The organism is Streptomyces sp. MBT65, from assembly GCF_016612545.1.
GTDB lineage: Bacteria > Actinomycetota > Actinomycetes > Streptomycetales > Streptomycetaceae > Streptomyces.
Window position 1 is genome coordinate 1 of the sequence record NZ_JAENRY010000178.1, and the last position, 17,010, is coordinate 17,010.

Below are 17,010 nucleotides of genomic sequence, written 5' to 3' on the forward strand. Positions count from 1 at the left end.
GCCCCGCCCGCCGCACCCCCGCTCGGCGCCGGAAAGATCAACCTCGACAAGGGCCGCGTCAGCCTCCAGAAGAACCAGACGGTGTCCCTGGTCAAGGGCGGCCGCGCACTCCTCTCCCAGGTCAAGATGGGCCTCGGCTGGGAGCCCGCGTTCCGCGGCAAGGACATCGACCTGGACGCCTCGGTCATCGCCTACGGCCCGCAGCGCAACCACGTCGACAGCTGCTACTTCGGCAAGCTGTCGATCCTGAACGGCGCGATCAAGCACTCCGGGGACAACCTCACGGGCGAGGGCGGCGGTGACGACGAGGTGATCGTGGTCGACCTCGGCCGCATCCCGGAGAACGTCACGGGCCTGGTCTTCACGGTGAACTCCTTCTCCGGCCAGAAGTTCACCGAGGTCGCCAAGGCCTACTGCCGCCTCCTGGACGCCGCGACCGGCGAGGAGCTGGTCCGCTTCGACCTCACCAACGCCGAGGCCCAGACCGGCGTCATGATGGCCAAGCTGGTCAAGCAGTTCTCCGGCGAGTGGGACATGACCGCGATGGGCGACTTCGTGAAGTCCCGCACGGTGCGCGGCATGGTGAAGCCGGCGGCCCAGGCGCTGTAACCACCACAGACACAGTCCTACGACCGCTGCGGGCGCCCCTGGCCAAGGGGCGCCCGGCGTTCATTCCCCCTGGGCGGCGGCGGGCCGCAGGCCGTCCGTCAGCAGCGACAGATAGCGGCGGATGTACTTCCCCTGGCCGTTCGCCAACTCCGAGGCCGTGGACACCCCGTTGGGCCAGTCGCAGGACCTCGATCGGCTCGATGTCCCGGCGCAGGGTGCCCTCCTGCTGCGCCGCCACGACCAGTCGCTCCGCCGCGCCCTTCATATGGGTGCCGCAGGCCGTGAGTGTGGCGTTGCTGCCGTCCGAGACGGCCGAGCCCAACAGGGCCTTCATTCCCCGCACCTGGATCGTGCCGACGCACACCTCGTACAGCCACTCGGCCAGCGCCTCGCCCGGCGGCAGTTCCTTCGCGAGCTCGTCGGCGCGGGTCCCGAGCGCCTCGATCCGGTCGACGTAGGCCGCCTCCAGCAGCGCCTGCCGGGTCGGGAAGTGCCGGTACAGCGTGCCCGACCCGACGCCCGCACGCTTGGCAATGTCGTCGAGGGACGCGTTCTCCCCGTGCTCGGCGAAGGACTCCGCCGCCACCTTCAGCAGCCGCTCGTAGTTGCGCCGGGCGTCCGCGCGCATGGGTCTGACCTGCGTCATCCAGATACTCCTTGCGAACCGGGGACTCTCTCCGTATCTTACCGAGTACTAAACGGAGACAGTCCCCGCTTACCGTGCGGGCAGTCCGCGCTGCCCGCACGCCCTTCAGCCGGGGACGCCAGACCGGGAGAACTCCATGTCCACCCCGTCCGCACCGTCCACCACCGCCGATCCTCTCTCCGCGCCACCCGGGCCCGCCAGGCTCCGGGCGGTCCTCTTCGTCATCGTGACCGCGTATCTGATGGTCGGCGTCGACTCCACCGTCGTCAACGTCGCGCTGCCGGCCATCCAGAAGGACCTCGACTTCAGCCCCACCGGCCTGTCCTGGGTGCTCAACGCCTACACACTCGCCTTCGGCGGCCTGCTCCTCCTGGGCAGCCGGATCGGCGACATCGTCGGCCGCCGCCGCACCCTCACGATCGGCGCCCTGCTCTTCGCCGGCTCCTCGCTCCTCGGCGGACTGGCCGGCGACAGCGCCTGGCTGCTCGCGGCCCGCGCGCTCCAGGGCGTGGGCGCCGCGCTGATCGCGCCCAACACCCTCGCCCTGATCACCACCAACTTCCCGGAGGGCCCGCGCCGCCACCACGCGCTCGGCATCTACACCTCCATGGCCGGCATCGGAGGGTCGATAGGACTGGTCGTCGGCGGCATGCTCACCTCCTGGGCGTCCTGGCGCTGGTCGCTGCTGATCAACGTGCCGATCGGTGCGGCCGTGGCCCTGGCGCTCCCCCGCTTCGTCGGCGAGACCCCGCGCCACGCGGGCCGGTTCGACGCCGCGGGCGCACTCACCGGCACCGCCGGAATGACCTCGCTGGTGTACGCGTTCATCCGGGTCTCCTCGGACGGCTGGGGCGATCTCCAGGCGCGGTTGGGCTTCAGCGCGGCGGCGGCCCTGCTGGTGGGCTTCACCCTGGTCGAGTCCCGCGCCGCCCAACCCATCATGCCCCTGCGCCTGTTCGCGGACCGCAACCGCGCGGGCGGCTACGCGGGCGTCCTGTTGCTGCCGGCCGGCATGTTCGGCGCGTTCTACTTCCTCACCCTGATCAGCCAACGGGTCCTGGACTACAGCCCGTTGCGCACGGGCTTCGCCTTTCTGCCGATCACCCTGGCGATCTTCACGGTGGTCCGCTTCGTACCGCGCCTGCTGGCCCGCTTCGGCGCCAAGCCGGTGCTGCTCACCGGTATGGCCCTGCTCGCCGTCTCGGCGGGTTGGCTCTCGCAACTCCGCCCCGGCGAAGGCTACTTGACCGGCCTCCTGGGTCCGCTCGTCCTGATGGGTGTGGGCGTCGGCCTCAGCTTCATGCCGCTCAACGCGACGATCCTCGCGGGCATCGAGCCGCGCGAGGCGGGCGCCGCGTCGGGCCTGCTCCAGACCCTCCAGTGGCTCGGCGGCACCCTGGGACTGTCCATCCTGGTCACGGTGTTCGGCACGGCGACCCGGCACGCGACCGGATCGCCGTCCGACGTCCTCGTCCACGGCTCGGCCCGGGCGTTCGGCGTCGGCGCGCTGATCGCCCTGACCGCCCTGCTGGTGTCGGCGTTCGTGATCACCGGCAGGAAGCCCGAGGGGGCCAAGGGGACCGCTTAGAACAGCGCGCTGTACGCGTTCAGCGCGGGCTGTCCGCCGAGGTGGGCGTAGAGCACGGTGGAGTCGGCGGCGATCTCACCGCGCGCGACCAGGTCGATCATCCCGGCCATGGACTTGCCCTCGTACACGGGGTCGGTGACCATCCCCTCGGTGCGGGCGGCGAGGCGCATCGCCTCCAGGGTGGTCTCGTCCGGGATGCCGTAGATGCCGGCGTGGTAGCGGTCGTCGAGTTCGACGTCGTCGACGGTCAACTCCCGCTCGACCCCGATCAGTCGGCCGGTGCCGTGCGCGATACGGGCCACCTGTTCGCGGGTCTCGGCGGGCTTGGCCGACGCGTCGATGCCGAGCACACGGCGCTCACGCCCGCCCGCCTCCTCCAGCGCCCGGAACCCGGCGACCATGCCGGCCTGGGTGGAGCCGGTCACCGAGCACACCACCACGGTGTCGAAGAAGACACCCAACTCCCGCTCCTGCTCGGCGACTTCGTGGGCCCAGTTGGCGAAGCCCAGGCCGCCGAGCGGGTGGTCGGAGGCACCGGCCGGGATGGCGTACGGCTTGCCGCCGCCCTCCTCGACCTCCCGCAGGGCCTGCTCCCAGCTCTCCTTGAAGCCGATGCCGAACCCGGCCTTCACCAGGCGTACGTCCGCTCCGGCGAGCCGGCTGATCAGGATGTTGCCGACCTTGTCGTAGACGGAGTCGGGCCACTCCACCCAACTCTCCTGGATCAGCACGCACTTGAGCCCCGCGCGAGCGGCACAGGCGGCGACCTGGCGGGTGTGGTTGGACTGCACGCCGCCGATCGAGACGAGGGTGTCACAGCCCTTCGCGAGGGCGTCGGCGACGAGGTACTCCAGCTTGCGGGTCTTGTTCCCGCCGTACGCCACACCGGAGTTGCAGTCCTCGCGCTTGGCCCACAGGGCGGCACCGCCGAGGTGGGCGGTGAGCCGCTCCAGCGGGTGGACGGGCGAGGGGCCGAAGAGGAGGGGGTAACGGTCGTACGAGGAAAGGGACATGGGATCTCCAGGGTCAGTCGGCGTCGGCCAGGTCCGCGAGGGTGTGCCAGATGTCGGCCGTGACACGGACCGCACCGTCCGTGTCACCTTCGGCGCAGGCCTCGATCAGCCGCTCGTGCAGTCCGGCCGAACGGCAGTTGCCGCCCTCTCCGAAGCGCCGTCGCTCCAGTCGGCGGATGAGCGGGGTGTAGCGGGCGACGGTGGCCGCGGCGGCGCGGTTGCCGCTCACCCGCACCAGGACGTCGTGGAGTTCGTCGTCGGCGCGCAGTGCCGCGTCCACGTCACCGGCACGCACGGCCGCGGCGAACCGGTCGTTGGCCGCGCGCATCACGTCAACGTCCTTGTCCCGCAGGAGGGGTACGGCGATGCGCGTCACCAACTCGTGCAGGGCGCCGACGACCGCCGCCGCGTCCCGTACGTCGGCGGCCACGACCGGAGTCACCCGCGTGTAGCTCTGCGGCTTGCTCTCCAGAAGCCCGTCGTCCACGAGCCGCGAGAACGCCTCCCGCACCGGCGCCCGCGACAGCCCGAGCCGCTCGGCCAGCTCGGCGTCCCGCACCACCGCGCCGGGTTCGATCTCCCCGGCGACGATGGCGTCGCGGATCGCTTCGTAGGCGCGGTCGCGGAGGAGGGTGCGCGGGACGGGCCGTAGGGCGTTCATGAACTGAAATGTTAGATGTCAATCTCCCGTCGGACAAGGGTGTGGCCCGCACCCCTGTGAGGGTGCGGGCCACGCCTGGGCTCTCAGGCAGCCCAGGGCCAGTCCGCGTCCCGGGCCGCCTCCAGCAGCGGCACCATCCGGAAGGCCGCGTCCGAGAGGCCGCCGAAGGTGTGCCTGTTGGCCGTGCCGGACGGACCGTGGCCCGCCCGGTACCCGGCGAGGTTCCAGGTGTAGACCGGCACATGGGCCGGGACCTGCTCGGTCGGGTCGCCGTGGCGACTGAAGGCGTACTGCTCGTCGGTGATGATCAGCACCCGGTCCTGGCCCCGGTAGTGCGAGCGGACCGCCGAGGTGGTGTCGGTGCCGCCCAGGTCGCCGAAGCGGCCCAGGACCTTGAGCACCGACTCGCCCGCGGCGAAGTCCAGGCGCCTGCTCGTCGTACCGAACTCGACGAGGTCCGCGTCCGCCGCCCGCAGGGCGAGCGCCGTGCCGAAGATCGCCGCCGCGTCGGCCCGGTTGAGCTCCGAGCGGTCGGACAGCCGCGAGAAGAACATCGAACCCGAGCGGTCCACGAGCACCAGCGTGCGGCCCGGCAGCGCGGGCACGTTGGCCAGCGAGTGGCCGAGCGCCCGCTCCAGCGGGTACGCCCAGCGCAGCGAGGGCGCGTGCTGGTACGCGGCGAGGTACCGGAAGGGGAACTGCCGCGAGCGCGCGACCTCCGCCGGGTCGCTGATCTTCGCCGCGACCCGGGCCGCGACCTCGTCCGAGACCCTGGCCTCGTCGAAGTTGCGCAGGTTGCGGACCAGTGCCATCGAACCCATGGACGGAATCACGGCCTCCCAGGCCGCCTTGTCCATCGGGCCCTGGAGCCAGCCGGCCAGCGCCTCCCAGGTCATCCCGGCCGCCGCGAGCCGCTCGGCGCCGTCGGCCGCCGTGACGACCGCGCGCCGCCGCTCGACCGGCACCGCCATCAACTCGCGGTGCGCGGTGAGGACTTGGCTCGACGCGGGCGGTACGGCGGTGTCCGGGTGGTGCCGCCGGTCCAGCGCGTACTGGAACAGCTCGCCCTGCCACGCCTTGTCCGGGTCCGGCGCCGCGTGCACGAGGTTGAGGATGTCGCCGAAGCGGTAGCCCTTGGAGGCGGTGTCGTACTTCAGCAGGGACTTGCCGTTGTAGAGACGCTGTACGGCGTCGGCGACACCGCGCTTGACGGGCTTCGGGACGGCGCGGCCGTAGCGCGCGGTCCAGTAGCCGAGCAGCTCGCCGGGCTCGTCCGGGCGCCGGAGCACGGAGTCGACGACCTGTCGGTTCGAGGGGCCGTCGGTGGCGCCGGCGTCGAGGCGGGCCTTCACGTACTCGGCGGCGCCCACGACGGCTGCCGTACGGAGGTTGGCCTCGCCGCGCAGCCAGCCGAGGAGGCCGGCCGTCCAGGCCGGGTCGGTGACGGCGAGTTCGCGCACGAGGGTCTGGAAGCGGTCGTCGCGGTCGTCGCCGGACTCGTAAAAGGTCTGCTGGGACACGAAGTTGGCGACGGCGAGCAGGAAGAGCTCGGAGCGCGCGTCGCGCTCACTGCCTCGACCGCCCTGATAGGTACGGAGCACTCGGCCCGTGGAGGTGACCCGCGAAGTGGGCTGGGCCTTCGCCGCCTTGGTGTTGAATCGCGCCATGATGAATTCCCCCCGAATTCATTGGTGTTCCGGAGGGAGGAGCGGCAAAGGGAGAGCGCCCGAGGTCGAAGTCGACTGCGGTGCTTATAAACTGGCGCGTCTTCCGTTCCGCCACATCGACCTGAGTCGATGACGGGATTCGAACCCGCATGAGGGATTCACCCCCACCAGTTCCCGAAGTATCCGCTGCCTGCGCACCGGGCACCCACCAAATGCCGCGCCTCCCGAGATCAAATCGGCGGCGGCATGGGATTCTTTGGAAGAAGTAGCCGCAGCCCGCGCACCGGGAGGTGCATGAAGTTGTGGTGTCCAGAGTTCAAGGCCGGCGGAACCGACGTAGGTGCTCTAACCCCTGAGCTACACCGGCGCGTTGTACCGGTGGCGGGACTCGAACCCGCGGCCGCCCCATTATGAGTGGAAGTAGGTCCTGCCTTCGCACCTGGACGTTCTTCACTCTAGGAGGCGGCCGCGAGTCGGGCGAACGAATTAACTACTTCTTCTGGCGCTTCCAGGGGCCCGTGATCGCCAGCATGATCCCCGGCGTCTGGATGTTCGCGTACAGCGTCTTTCCGTCGGGCGAGAAGGTGACGCCCGTGAACTCGCTGTATTCGGGCTTCTCCGCGGTGCCGATGTTGAGTTCGTTGCGGGCGATGGGATACGTCCGGCCGCTGTCGGTCGCGCCGAAGAGGTGCTGGACGCCCTCGCCGTCCTCGGCGATGACGAGGCCGCCGTAGGGGGAGACCGTGATGTTGTCGGGGCCGTCGAACGCGCCGTCCACGGACGGGTCGGGGTTGACGCCGAGGAGGACCTTGAGGGTGAGGGTGCGGCGTTTGGGGTCGTAGAACCAGACGGCGCCGTCGTGCTGGACGGGGCTCTCCGTGCGGGCGAACGAGGAGACGATGTACGTGCCGCCGTCGCCCCACCACATGCCCTCCAGCTTGCGGGCGCGGGTGACCTCACCGGCCGCGAACTGCTTGCGGACGGAGGTCGACTTCGCGTCGCGGTCGGGGACCGTCACCCAGTCCACGCCGTAGACCGTGCCGATCTTCGTGGCGCGGGAGAGGTCGTCGACGAACTTGCCGCCGGAGTCGAAGCACTTGAAGGCTTCAAGGACGCCCGCGTCGTCCGCGAGGGTGCGGAGCTTGCCGCGGCCGTGGTGGAAGTGCTCGGGCGGGGTCCAGCGGTAGAGGAGGCCGTTGGGGTTCGCCGCGTCCTCGGTCAGGTAGAGGTGGCCGCGCTTGGGGTCGACCACCACCGCCTCGTGGGCGTAGCGGCCAAGTGCCTTGATCGGCTTGGGGTTCCGGTTGGCGCGGCGGTCCACCGGGTCGACCTCGAAGACATAGCCGTGGTCCTTGGTGAAGCCGTTCGTGCCGGTCTTGTCCTCGGTCTCCTCGCAGGTGAGCCAGGTGTCCCAAGGGGTGTTGCCGCCCGCGCAGTTGGTGGCGGTGCCGGCGATGCCGACCCACTCGGCGACGTGGTCGCGGCGGACCTCGACGACCGTGCAGCCGCCGGCCGCGGCGGGGTCGTAGACGAGGCCCTCGGTGAGCGGGACGGGGTGGGGCCAGTTGGCGCGGGGGCCGGCCAGCTCGTGGTTGTTGACGAGGAGGGTGGCGCCGCGCGGGCCGTCGAAGGTGGACGTGCCGTCGTGGTTCGAGGGGGTGAACTCGCCTGATTCCAGCTTGGTTTTGCCGCTGTAGGTGATGACGCGGTATTTGAAGCCGGCGGGGAGGGCGAGGAGGCCGTCCGGGTCGGCGACCAGCGGGCCGTAGCCGACGCCGGGGTGTCCGTGTCCATGTCCGGACGTCGACTGCTCGGCCGCGCTCTCGACGTCGGTGTCGGTGGAGGCGAGGGCGTTGGGTGCGGTGGCGAGGGCGCCGACGCTGCCCGCCAGCGCGACCCCGGCACCGGTCATCGCGGACTTTGCGGTGAAATCTCTGCGGGTGAGCGACATGGTGTCTCCTGTGCGGTGGGTGTGCCGTGGAGGGTGGCGGACCTCGGTCGGCGCCACGCTTCCGCCCATGTCTGAACACGAGTTGAACACCGGCCGACTTCCCCGGGCCCTGTTCCATGAATCCGTATGCGATCGACCATGGTCCCGTATGTGCTTACCCACGGAAAACAAAAGTCACCCGTGCCGCACCAGTCCGCCTTCCGCGCCGGTCGGCTCAACTCCCTTGCTGGGAGCGCGCCTTGAAGGCCGCCTTGCGTGCTTCCTTCGCGATCCGCTTGTCCGGGTGCAGGCGTCCCATCGCCTCCAGGACGTCCGCGGTCGCCGGGTGGTCGACCCGCCAGGCCGCCGCGAAGAAGCCGTTGTGCTGCTGGGCCAGGCCTTCGACGAGAGCCTGGAGTTCCTCGGAGTTGCCCTCGGCGGCCAGTTGGGCGGCGACCGTGTCGACGGTCAGCCAGAACACCAGTTCCTCGGAGGGCGCGGGGACGTCGCTCGCGCCGCGTTCGTTGAGCCAGACGCGGGCGAGGCCGCCCAGCTCGGGGTCGTCGAGCACCGCGCGCACCGCGGGCTCGGCCTCGTCGCCGACGAGGGAGAGCGCCTGCTGGCAGAGCAGCCGTCGTAGCGGCGCGCCGGCGTCCCCGCCTCGGGCCGCCGCCAGCAACTCCCGTGCGGCGGCGAGGGGTTCACGACCGGCCAGCCACTGCTCGGTCTCGGCCCGCGCGGCCCCCTGCGGGAACCTGGAGGTCCCGTCGAGCAGCGCGTCCGCACCCTTGTCCGCGAGTTCTCCTACGGCGGGGGCGGCGAAGCCGGCTTCGAGGAGGCGGGCGCGCAGGCCGTAGAGGCCGAGCGGGGTGAGGCGGACCATGCCGTAGCGGGTGACGTCGGTCTCGTCGACGGGGGCGGCGGGTCCGTCCGCCGGGTCGTCGAGATCGGCCATGAGGGCCTCGTCGACGGGCTGGTACTCGACGATGCCGACCGGTTCGAGGAGCCGGAACTGGTCGTCGAGGCGCATCATCGCGTCGGAGACCTGTTCCAGCACGTCGTTGGTGGGCTCGCCCATGTCGCTGGGCACGATCATGGAGGCGGCCAGCGCGGGCAGCGGGACGGGGCCGTCGCCGGGGCCGTCCTCGTTGACGGTGAGGAGATAGAGGTTGCCGAGGACGCCGTCGAGGAACTCGGCCTCCGCCTCGGGGTCCCAGTCGAGTGACGAGAAATCGACCTCGCCGCCCTCGTCCACGGCGTCGACAAGACCGTCCAGATCGGGCACGCTCGCGTCCGCGAGGAGGGTGTCGAGGGCGCCGAGCCAGATCGCGAGCACGTCGTTCGGGGAGCCGGAGGTGAGCAGGGCCAGCTCCTCGCCGGCCGCCACGGTGCCCTCCTCCTCGTCGACGACCTCGACGAGCCCGGTGTCCACGGCGACCCGCCAGGCCTCGCTCGCGTCGGCCGCGGCGTCGTGGCCGGTCAGCCCGAGCAGCTCGGCGGCGGCCGGCAGTTGCTCGTCGACGAGGCTCCCACCGGCGTCGATCCGGGTGCCGGGTCCCGCCCAGCGGGCGAGCCGGGCGGCCCGGACGAGCAAGGGGGTGGACAGCGCGTCGCGCGCCAGCTCCGCTTCGGAGTGCAGCCGCACCGGCGGTAGGGGGGAGCTGTCTGACATCGGTGGGTTCTCCTAGGGCGCCTCGATGGCCGTACGACGGCCGTTCACGACACACGACTCAGCCGCTCAGCCTAGACGGATTTCGACCCATGCCGCCCGGTTCACGTCCCGGCCACCAGGCGTACATGGCTGAAACCTTGACAACTGAGCGGCCCCGCAATGAGATTGACGCGCGTAGAAATGTCATGGACACCCGGTTCAGGTATCTTCTACGCGCGTCGCTTCCGCCCCACCGGTCGCGGCTCCCACCGCCGCTGCACAGCTCCATTCACCCTCGTCCCGGCTCATGCATGTCCCCGGAGGGATCCCGTTGCCGAGCAAGTCCTCCGCGCGTCTCGCCGCGCTCACCGTCGCCGCCGTCTGTTCCGTGGCGTCCACGATCGTTCTCACCTCGCCCGCGCACGCCGACGGTGTGCGCATCCATGACATCCAGGGCACGACCCGGGTGTCCCCGTACGCCGGCCAGAAGGTCGCGGACGTACCGGGCATCGTCACGGGCGTCCGCACCTACGGTTCGTCCAAGGGGTTCTGGTTCCAGGACGCGACCCCGGACGACAACCCGGCCACCAGCGAGGGCGTCTTCGTCTTCACCAGCTCGACGCCGAAGGTCGCCGTCGGCGACTCGGTCACCGTCTCCGGCACGATCTCCGAGTACGTCCCGGGTGGCGCCGCGACGGGCAACCAGTCGCTGACCGAGATCACCAAGCCGACGGTCACCGTCGTCTCCAGCGGCAACGCCGTACCGGCCGCCGTCGTGATCAACGACCGGTCCGTGCCGAGCAGGTACACACAGGCCGGCGACACCGCCGCGAGCAACTCGATCAACGCGCTCGCGCTCCAGCCGAAGAAGTACGCCCTGGACTACTACGAGTCCCTCGAGGGCATGAACGTCGAGGTCTCGAACGCGCGCGTGGTCACCGCGACCGACCCGTACGCTGAGCTGTGGGTCACGGTGAAGCCGCACGAGAACGCCACCCCGCGCGGTGGCACGATCTACGGCTCCTACGACCAGCAGAACGGCGGGCGCCTCCAGATCCAGTCGCTGGGCGCGACGGCGGACTTCCCGGTCGTCAACGTCGGCGACAAGCTGACGGGCACCACGGCCGGCCCGCTGGACTTCAACCAGTACGGCGGCTACACCCTCGTCGCGAACGAGATCGGCACCGTGAAGAGCGGCGGCCTCAAGCGCGAGACGACGAAGAAGCAGTCGAAGGGCCAGCTCGCGGTGGCGACGTACAACGTCGAGAACCTCGACCCCTCGGACGGCAGCTTCGCCGCGCACGCCGCCGCGATCGTGAACAACCTCCAGACCCCCGACATCGTGTCCCTGGAGGAGATCCAGGACAACAACGGCGCGACGGACGACGGCACGGTCGACGCGAGCGTCACGGTCAACAAGCTGATCGACGCGATCGTCGCGGCGGGCGGCCCGAAGTACGACTGGCGCTCGATCAACCCCGTCAACGACCAGGACGGCGGCGAGCCCGGCGGCAACATCCGCCAGGTGTTCCTGTTCAACCCGGAGCGGGTCTCCTTCACCGACCGCGCGGGCGGCGACTCGACGACCGCCGTCGGTGTCACCAAGGTGCACGGCAAGGCCCAACTCACCGTCTCCCCCGGCCGGATCGACCCGGCCAACGCGGCCTGGACCGCGAGCCGCAAGCCGCTCGCGGGCGAGTTCGTGTTCAAGGGGAAGACGGTCTTCGTGATCGCCAACCACCTGATCTCCAAGGGTGGCGACCAGCCCCTGACCGCGCAGTACCAGCCGGTCACCCGCAGCTCGGAGACCCAGCGCCACGCGCAGGCGACGGCGGTCAACGCCTTCGTCAACGAGATCCTGGCCGCGCAGAAGAACGCGGACGTGATCACGCTCGGCGACATGAACGACTTCGAGTTCTCCGACACCGCGAAGATCCTCGAAGGCGAGGGCGAGCTGTACTCGGCGATCAAGTCCCTGCCGAAGAACGAGCGTTACACCTACGACTACCAGGGCAACCAGCAGGTCCTGGACCAGATCCTGATCAGCCCGTCGATCCGCAAGGACTGCTTCGAGTACGACAGCGTCCACATCAACTCGGAGTTCAACGACCAGATCAGCGACCACGACCCGCAGGTGCTGCGGTTCCAGCCGTAGCACCTACGGGGCCCACGGGGGGGCTCACGGGGGGTGGTTGGACGGGGTCTCGCCGGCTTGCACCAGGTCAGGCGAAGGCCCCGTCCAGCCAGTTCCGCCAGGCGAGTTCGTTCGCCTTGGCGTCCGCGTCCGGGGCGAAGTCGTGGACGCTGATGCCGACCGGGGCGCCCCAGTGATTGCGGCCGAAGAAGCGGATCAGCGCGCTGTCGGTGCGCAGTCCGATGAAGTACGGGTCGCGGAAGTCCAGTACGGCGTCCAGGAGTTGACCCTCGGGACCGCGCGCCTGGACCTGCGCCCCTTGCTCGGTGTCGTCCGCGAGGCCGAGCGCCCGGCCGACAACTCCGAAGGCGTCGGCGGCGGTTGAGGCGTCGGGGCCGTCGAAGGTCGCGAACGCGACCGGCCGGCCCGCGAAATGAACGACGTACTCCCGCAGCGTGTGCAGATAGAACGCGTTGTGCTTGCGCGCGCCGTCGTACTGGTTGTCCCAGTCGTCGGTGAAGATCCCGCTGTGCACGTACCGCACCCACGCCCGCCGGCCGTCGTCGCGGGGCTCAATGGTCTCGTCGATCTGGTTGAGGCTCTGGACCGGGAAACCGACGTCCTCGGTGCGGGCGGTGAGCCGGTGCGGCGGGTCGAAGTTCGTGAGCGTGGACCCGAAGGGCCCGACGCGCTTCTCACCGTCGAACTCCATCGGCCACAGCCAGCCGCCGGTGCCGTCGGTGATGGCCGCCCACACCTGCTCCGGTGTGGCGTCGACCTCAAACTCGTAGACGATCTCGAATTCCTTGGACATGACTGGCTCCTGAGTCCTACTGGTCCAACTCCGGTACGGGTTGCGGCTGTTCCTTCACCGTGGGGTGGACGGCGACGATGATCCGGTGGTCGCGTCCCTCCTCCTCCCCCGCGTCGTACTTGCGGATGAGGGCGCTCACCCCGGCGGTCAGTTCCTGGATGAACGCGGCCCGGTCGGCGGCGGACGCGAAGCGCACCTCGCCGTCCAGCGCGTAGGTCGCCAGCCGCTTGTGGGCCTTGGTCGCCCCGGTGATCAGCGAACCGACGTCCCGCACCAGCCGGGCGCCGAGCGCCAGCAGCCAGCGCGCGGAGAGCTGGTCGCGGAAGCGGTCCGGGTCCGGCTGCACGGCGGCGAGCGCGAGCGGAGAGATGACGTACGACGCGGCGGTCGCCCGCATCATCCGCTCGGTGACATTGCCCTTGCGCCGCTCCCCGGCCAGCTCGACCAGGCCGTGCCGCTCCAGCGCCTTGAGGTGGTAGTTCACCTTCTGCCGGGGCAGTCCGACCTTGCCGGCCAGCATGGTGGCCGACGCGGGCCCGGCGCCCAGCTCGGCGAGCAGCCGGGCCCTTATGGGGTCCAGCGAGACGGCTGCGGCCTCGGGGTCCTCGATCACGGTGACGTCCAGCATGCGTCCACCGTCTCACCGAACACTTTTTTTGTCCAGGGGGGTGAGGTTGTCGGTGGGAGTTGTCGGTGGGGTGCGTCATTCTTGACGTGTCCTACGAAGGGGGACCTCAGTGATGAGCACCGATCCGGAGCACAGGCCGCCCCACGCCGTGGACATCACGATGGACGACGTCTGGGCGGTCCTGGACTTTCTGACGCCGCGCCTGGAATCGCAGGAGCGCGCCCATGGCAGCGGCACGGACGAGCACCGCGCGGCCTCGGCGCTGTACGAGGCGGTGTGCATGTTCGCCCTGATCATCGAGGCGGAGATACGTGGCCCCCTGACAGGGTGTGTCCGCAACCCCTCGGGCCGACCGCCGGCTCCCGCCCCCACGCCGACCGAGAGCGAGCGGATCGCCAAGGAGAGGCTGCGACTCACCAGGATCAAGGAGTACTGGAACCAACTCTGCGCCGTCGTCGAGATGTGGCGCGAGAGCGACGGCTACGACCTGGCCCGGTGGCAGCGGGCGTCCTTCCTGGACGCGGCTGCCGAGGCCGAGTATCAGCGACACGTCGCCGAAGCCGGGCTCCGGAAGGCCACGCGGCCGTGAACCCCGCGGTCAGTCGGCGACGAGCCCGAGCGCGTGGTCGTAGCGGCTGACCGTGGTGCTCTTCAGGCCGGGCCAGGTCTGGACGCGTTCCCAGAGCGCGGTGGCGGAGCCGATGCCGTCGCCGGGGGCCGCGAGGGCTTCCAGGTGGGCCTGGGCACTGTCCCACTCGGCGTAGTTGAGGACGCGGGTGCCGTCGGTCGAGAGGTGGAAGTGGGCGGCGATACCGCCGGGGTGCGGCGCGGGTTCGTCCTCCAGTGCCTCGAACACGGCGTCCACCCAGGCCCGTTGGCGGTCGGGGTCGGGTCCCTCGAACTCGACGTCGACGATCACGACGCACCCCGGTACCCGGCCGGCGCGCCCGCCCTCGCCGGCCGAACCGCCGCTCCGGTAGTGCCGGTAGCGGCCGAGGCCGAGCCTCTCGATACCCGGCACGGCGGTGTCGATCTCGTCGACGCGTTCCTGACGGCGGGTCCTGACGAAGGCCTCGTAGGCCTGCTGGTTCGCCCACTGCGAGTAGTGCAGCAGGGTGGAGGCGTCGTGCCCGGTGTAGAGGTGATAGCCGAGGAGATCGTCGGCGGGCCACGGCCTGCGTTCCCAGGCGACGGCGACCGCCTCGACCGTCCGTCGCTGACGCAGCGGCGTGCCGACGCGCCAGGCGCTGAAGCAGGGGGCACCGATTCGGGGGTCGGAGAGGTCGGGGTGCGCGTCGGTACGACGGGTCATGGGGGCCTCCGCTGATCGGTTGGGGTGGGTGCACCGACCAGCTTTCAACCTCTACCGATGTTGAGGTCAAGGCCGGGGTTACTGACCCGGCCTACTGATGTGCCGTACCCCCTTCCAGTCGAGCCGGGACTGCAACAGGGCTGGCTCCGCGCCGAGTTCGGGCATGCCGAGATCCTCGGGAAGACCGGGATCAGGGGGCACCGTTTCCGTGCCGGCCTCGGCCGCTATCCGTGGCCCGGCCTGCTGCTGTCCCGTGCCCCTTCCAACCGCGCCGACCTGCTCCGGAACCAGTCGAGCCGGGCCTGCAACAGGACTGCCTTCGCGACGAGTTCGGGTAGATCGGGATCGGGGGGCACCGTTTCCATGCCGGTCCCGGCTGTCACCCGCAGCCCGTTCCCGGGCCACCGACCCGGCCTACTGCTGCCGCCGTGCCCCTTCCAACCGAGCCACCCTGCTCCGGAACCAGTCGGGCTGGGACTGCAACAAGGCTGGCTCCGCGACGAGTTCGGGCACGCCGAGGCCATCGGGAATACCCGGATCGACGGTCACCGTTTCCGTGCCGCTCCCGGGCAGCACCCAGTACCCGTCCCCGGGCCACCGACCCCGCCTACTGCTGCGCCGCACCTCCCTCCAGCCGCGCCAAGCGACTCTGGAACCAGTCCAACCGCGCCTGCAACAGCGCTGCCTCCGCGACCAGTTCGGGCACGCCGAGGCCATCGGGAAGGCCGGGATTGGCGGGTGCCGTTTCCGTGGCGGTCTCGGCCGTTACCCGTAGCCCGTCTCCGGCCAGTCGGGCGAACGTGGTGAGGGTGATGGACGTACGGCCTTGGAGGCAGTTCGCGCACGTGGCGGTCAGGGCGTGCCAACCGGGTCTGCCCCAAGCGGCGTCGGCGAGGGCGACGGCTCGGGCGCCGCAGGCGCAGGGGCCGACGGTGGCGGTGCGGACGCGCTGGCGGGCGTAGCGGAAGCCGCGTTCGAAGCGGATGTAGGCACCGAGCACGGTGATGTCGAGGAGGACCGCAGCGCGGTGCTCGGCGGTGCACAACAGGGCCTGTGCCGCCGCCCGTTCGTGCACGCAGTGGAAGCCGCAGTCGCAGCGGCGCGCGGGCGAACGGTGGCGGCGGCCGTAGACGCAGGACGCGTCGGCCACGACTCCGTACGGCAGCGCGCCGCCCAGCGACACACCGGTGAACCCGGCCCGGGTGCCGTCCTGGGACAGCACCGGGTGGGCGATCTTGAATCCGGTCGGCGGCTCCGTCGGGCGTTCCTCGGGGAGCCGCAGTCTCATCGGGCGGCCGGGACCTCTGCGGGCGCCTTCTCCTCCGTGAACTCCGCGATGCCCTCGGGGAGTTGGAGTTCTTCCTCGTGGATCTGCGGCCGCTCTTCCGCGACTCCGGTGGCCAGTGCCTTGCCGAGCTTCATGACGCCTCCCGTGACCAGGGGTGGATCGACTTCCCACGTCGGTGACCTTCCTGGCCATGGTGACCCATGAGGGGGTCAATTGGACATAGGGCCTTGAGGGCGGCTGCCGGGCCCGAAACTCGGTGGATTCTCCCTTGCGGGCGAGGCACAATCCCCGTTGATTCGGGGCGAGGGGGAGCTTGTTGAGCCTGCTGGACGTGTTCGCGTGTGCCGGGTGCGGTACGGAACTCACGGCGCCGGTGTCCCGGGTCGCCCTTCCCGTCCACGTCCACCACGGCCGGTGGGAGCAACTCCACCCTCCGCTGATGGAACCCGCGACGTACGCGGTCGACCCGCTGCCCACCGGACCGCCCTGGCGGCGGTGGAGCGAGGTCGGGGCGGAGGAGGCTGCCCGGCAGGGCGTGTTCGCGCCGGTGTACTGCGTCTCCTTCGGCGCACGGAACAGGATCGTCATCGCCCCCGGCGACTCCCGGTCCATGACCCTGATCCTCGACAAGTGCGAGGGCTACTGCCGGGGCGTGGACGGCCGGGCCGGGCCCAATCTGGCGTGCCAGGGCTGCGGACGGGCCGTGGCCACCCGCATGGACGACTGCGGAATGTGGCAGACGGTGTGGCTCGAGCCCCACGCGGTCGTCCGCCGCTCCTCAAGCGTCCCGGCCGGTCCGCCTCCCGACTGGGACGATCTGGCGTGCGCCGGGCATCGCGCCCCGCCCGTCGAACCCGACGGTTCCTGGAGCCGCCGGTGGGAGGCGGCGGTCGGGGTCGCGCTGGCCCATCTCGTGGCAGTCACCGAGAACCGCCCGGTGAGTCTCCCGGCCGGTCCCGTCGCCGAACTGCTCGGCCACGCCGTCGGCCGTCGGCTCCCCGTCGGCCCCGGAGCCCGGTCCGTGGAACTGGCCGGGCCGGGGGTCCCCCCGTCCCGGCCCGGCCAGTTC

At 70.6% G+C, this 17,010-nt stretch carries 15 protein-coding genes and 1 pseudogene; 5 read left to right on the forward strand and 11 right to left on the reverse strand.

What is annotated here, in order from left to right; all coding sequences use genetic code 11:
* The coding region (locus tag JHN63_RS32690) for a TerD family protein (RefSeq protein WP_200687499.1) at nucleotides 1–609 on the forward strand (609 nt) is incomplete at its 5' end.
* A 60-nt stretch (nucleotides 610–669) separates the two neighbouring features.
* On the opposite strand, the pseudogene JHN63_RS32695 reads toward JHN63_RS32690, so the two are convergent.
* Nucleotides 670–1,255, reverse strand: a pseudogene (locus tag JHN63_RS32695) (TetR/AcrR family transcriptional regulator).
* 136 nt (nucleotides 1,256–1,391) lie between these two features.
* On the opposite strand from JHN63_RS32695, the gene JHN63_RS32700 reads away from it, so the two are divergent.
* On the forward strand, nucleotides 1,392–2,843 hold the full coding sequence (locus JHN63_RS32700; protein ID WP_200687501.1) for an MFS transporter: 1,452 nt from the start codon (nucleotides 1,392–1,394) through the stop codon (nucleotides 2,841–2,843).
* On the opposite strand, the gene JHN63_RS32705 is transcribed toward JHN63_RS32700, so the two are convergent.
* The 5 genes from JHN63_RS32705 to JHN63_RS32725 form a co-directional block, all read right to left on the reverse strand.
* Nucleotides 2,840–3,856 carry a 1-aminocyclopropane-1-carboxylate deaminase gene (locus JHN63_RS32705; protein WP_200687503.1) on the reverse strand — a complete coding sequence of 339 codons (1,017 nt, stop codon included), beginning with the start codon at nucleotides 3,854–3,856 and terminating at the stop codon, nucleotides 2,840–2,842. The two genes, JHN63_RS32700 and JHN63_RS32705, sit on opposite strands and share 4 nt — an antisense overlap.
* 13 nt (nucleotides 3,857–3,869) lie before the next feature.
* On the reverse strand, nucleotides 3,870–4,517 hold the full coding sequence (locus JHN63_RS32710; RefSeq protein WP_200687505.1) for a GntR family transcriptional regulator: 648 nt from the start codon (nucleotides 4,515–4,517) through the stop codon (nucleotides 3,870–3,872).
* An 83-nt stretch (nucleotides 4,518–4,600) separates the two neighbouring features.
* Complete coding sequence (locus tag JHN63_RS32715) at nucleotides 4,601–6,184, reverse strand: TROVE domain-containing protein (protein WP_200687507.1); 1,584 nt, start codon at nucleotides 6,182–6,184, stop codon at nucleotides 4,601–4,603.
* Between the two features lie 490 nt (nucleotides 6,185–6,674).
* Entirely contained in the window at nucleotides 6,675–8,135 is a 1,461-nt protein-coding gene (locus tag JHN63_RS32720; protein WP_200687510.1) for an alkaline phosphatase PhoX, read from the reverse strand.
* Nucleotides 8,136–8,349: 214 nt separating this feature from the next.
* Nucleotides 8,350–9,786 carry a hypothetical protein gene (locus JHN63_RS32725; protein WP_200687512.1) on the reverse strand — a complete coding sequence of 479 codons (1,437 nt, stop codon included), beginning with the start codon at nucleotides 9,784–9,786 and terminating at the stop codon, nucleotides 8,350–8,352.
* 310 nt (nucleotides 9,787–10,096) lie between these two features.
* On the opposite strand from JHN63_RS32725, the gene JHN63_RS32730 reads away from it, so the two are divergent.
* Nucleotides 10,097–11,920 carry an endonuclease/exonuclease/phosphatase family protein gene (locus JHN63_RS32730; RefSeq protein WP_200687514.1) on the forward strand — a complete coding sequence of 608 codons (1,824 nt, stop codon included), beginning with the start codon at nucleotides 10,097–10,099 and terminating at the stop codon, nucleotides 11,918–11,920.
* A gap of 67 nt (nucleotides 11,921–11,987) precedes the next feature.
* Here JHN63_RS32730 and JHN63_RS32735 read toward each other — a convergent pair whose 3' ends face one another.
* Both JHN63_RS32735 and JHN63_RS32740 read right to left on the reverse strand, forming a co-directional pair.
* Nucleotides 11,988–12,713 (reverse strand): SRPBCC domain-containing protein, encoded by a 726-nt coding sequence (locus JHN63_RS32735; RefSeq protein ID WP_200687516.1) that lies wholly within the window; start codon nucleotides 12,711–12,713, stop codon nucleotides 11,988–11,990.
* A gap of 16 nt (nucleotides 12,714–12,729) precedes the next feature.
* Nucleotides 12,730–13,341, reverse strand: coding sequence for a helix-turn-helix domain-containing protein (locus tag JHN63_RS32740; RefSeq protein WP_200687518.1), 612 nt, complete (start codon nucleotides 13,339–13,341; stop codon nucleotides 12,730–12,732).
* Between the two features lie 112 nt (nucleotides 13,342–13,453).
* On the opposite strand from JHN63_RS32740, the gene JHN63_RS32745 reads away from it, so the two are divergent.
* Complete coding sequence (locus tag JHN63_RS32745; RefSeq protein ID WP_200687521.1) at nucleotides 13,454–13,930, forward strand: hypothetical protein; 477 nt, start codon at nucleotides 13,454–13,456, stop codon at nucleotides 13,928–13,930.
* Nucleotides 13,931–13,939: 9 nt separating this feature from the next.
* Here JHN63_RS32745 and JHN63_RS32750 read toward each other — a convergent pair whose 3' ends face one another.
* The 3 genes from JHN63_RS32750 to JHN63_RS32760 form a co-directional block, all read right to left on the reverse strand.
* On the reverse strand, nucleotides 13,940–14,653 hold the full coding sequence (locus tag JHN63_RS32750) for an antibiotic biosynthesis monooxygenase (RefSeq protein WP_200687523.1): 714 nt from the start codon (nucleotides 14,651–14,653) through the stop codon (nucleotides 13,940–13,942).
* 607 nt (nucleotides 14,654–15,260) lie between these two features.
* Nucleotides 15,261–15,941 carry a hypothetical protein gene (locus JHN63_RS32755; protein ID WP_200687525.1) on the reverse strand — a complete coding sequence of 227 codons (681 nt, stop codon included), beginning with the start codon at nucleotides 15,939–15,941 and terminating at the stop codon, nucleotides 15,261–15,263.
* Complete coding sequence (locus JHN63_RS32760; RefSeq protein WP_200687527.1) at nucleotides 15,938–16,075, reverse strand: hypothetical protein; 138 nt, start codon at nucleotides 16,073–16,075, stop codon at nucleotides 15,938–15,940. The genes JHN63_RS32755 and JHN63_RS32760 overlap by 4 nt, the downstream gene beginning before the upstream one ends.
* A gap of 182 nt (nucleotides 16,076–16,257) precedes the next feature.
* On the opposite strand from JHN63_RS32760, the gene JHN63_RS32765 reads away from it, so the two are divergent.
* Nucleotides 16,258–17,010 (forward strand): hypothetical protein (locus JHN63_RS32765; RefSeq protein ID WP_234478063.1); only part of this gene is annotated, 753 nt, incomplete at its 3' end.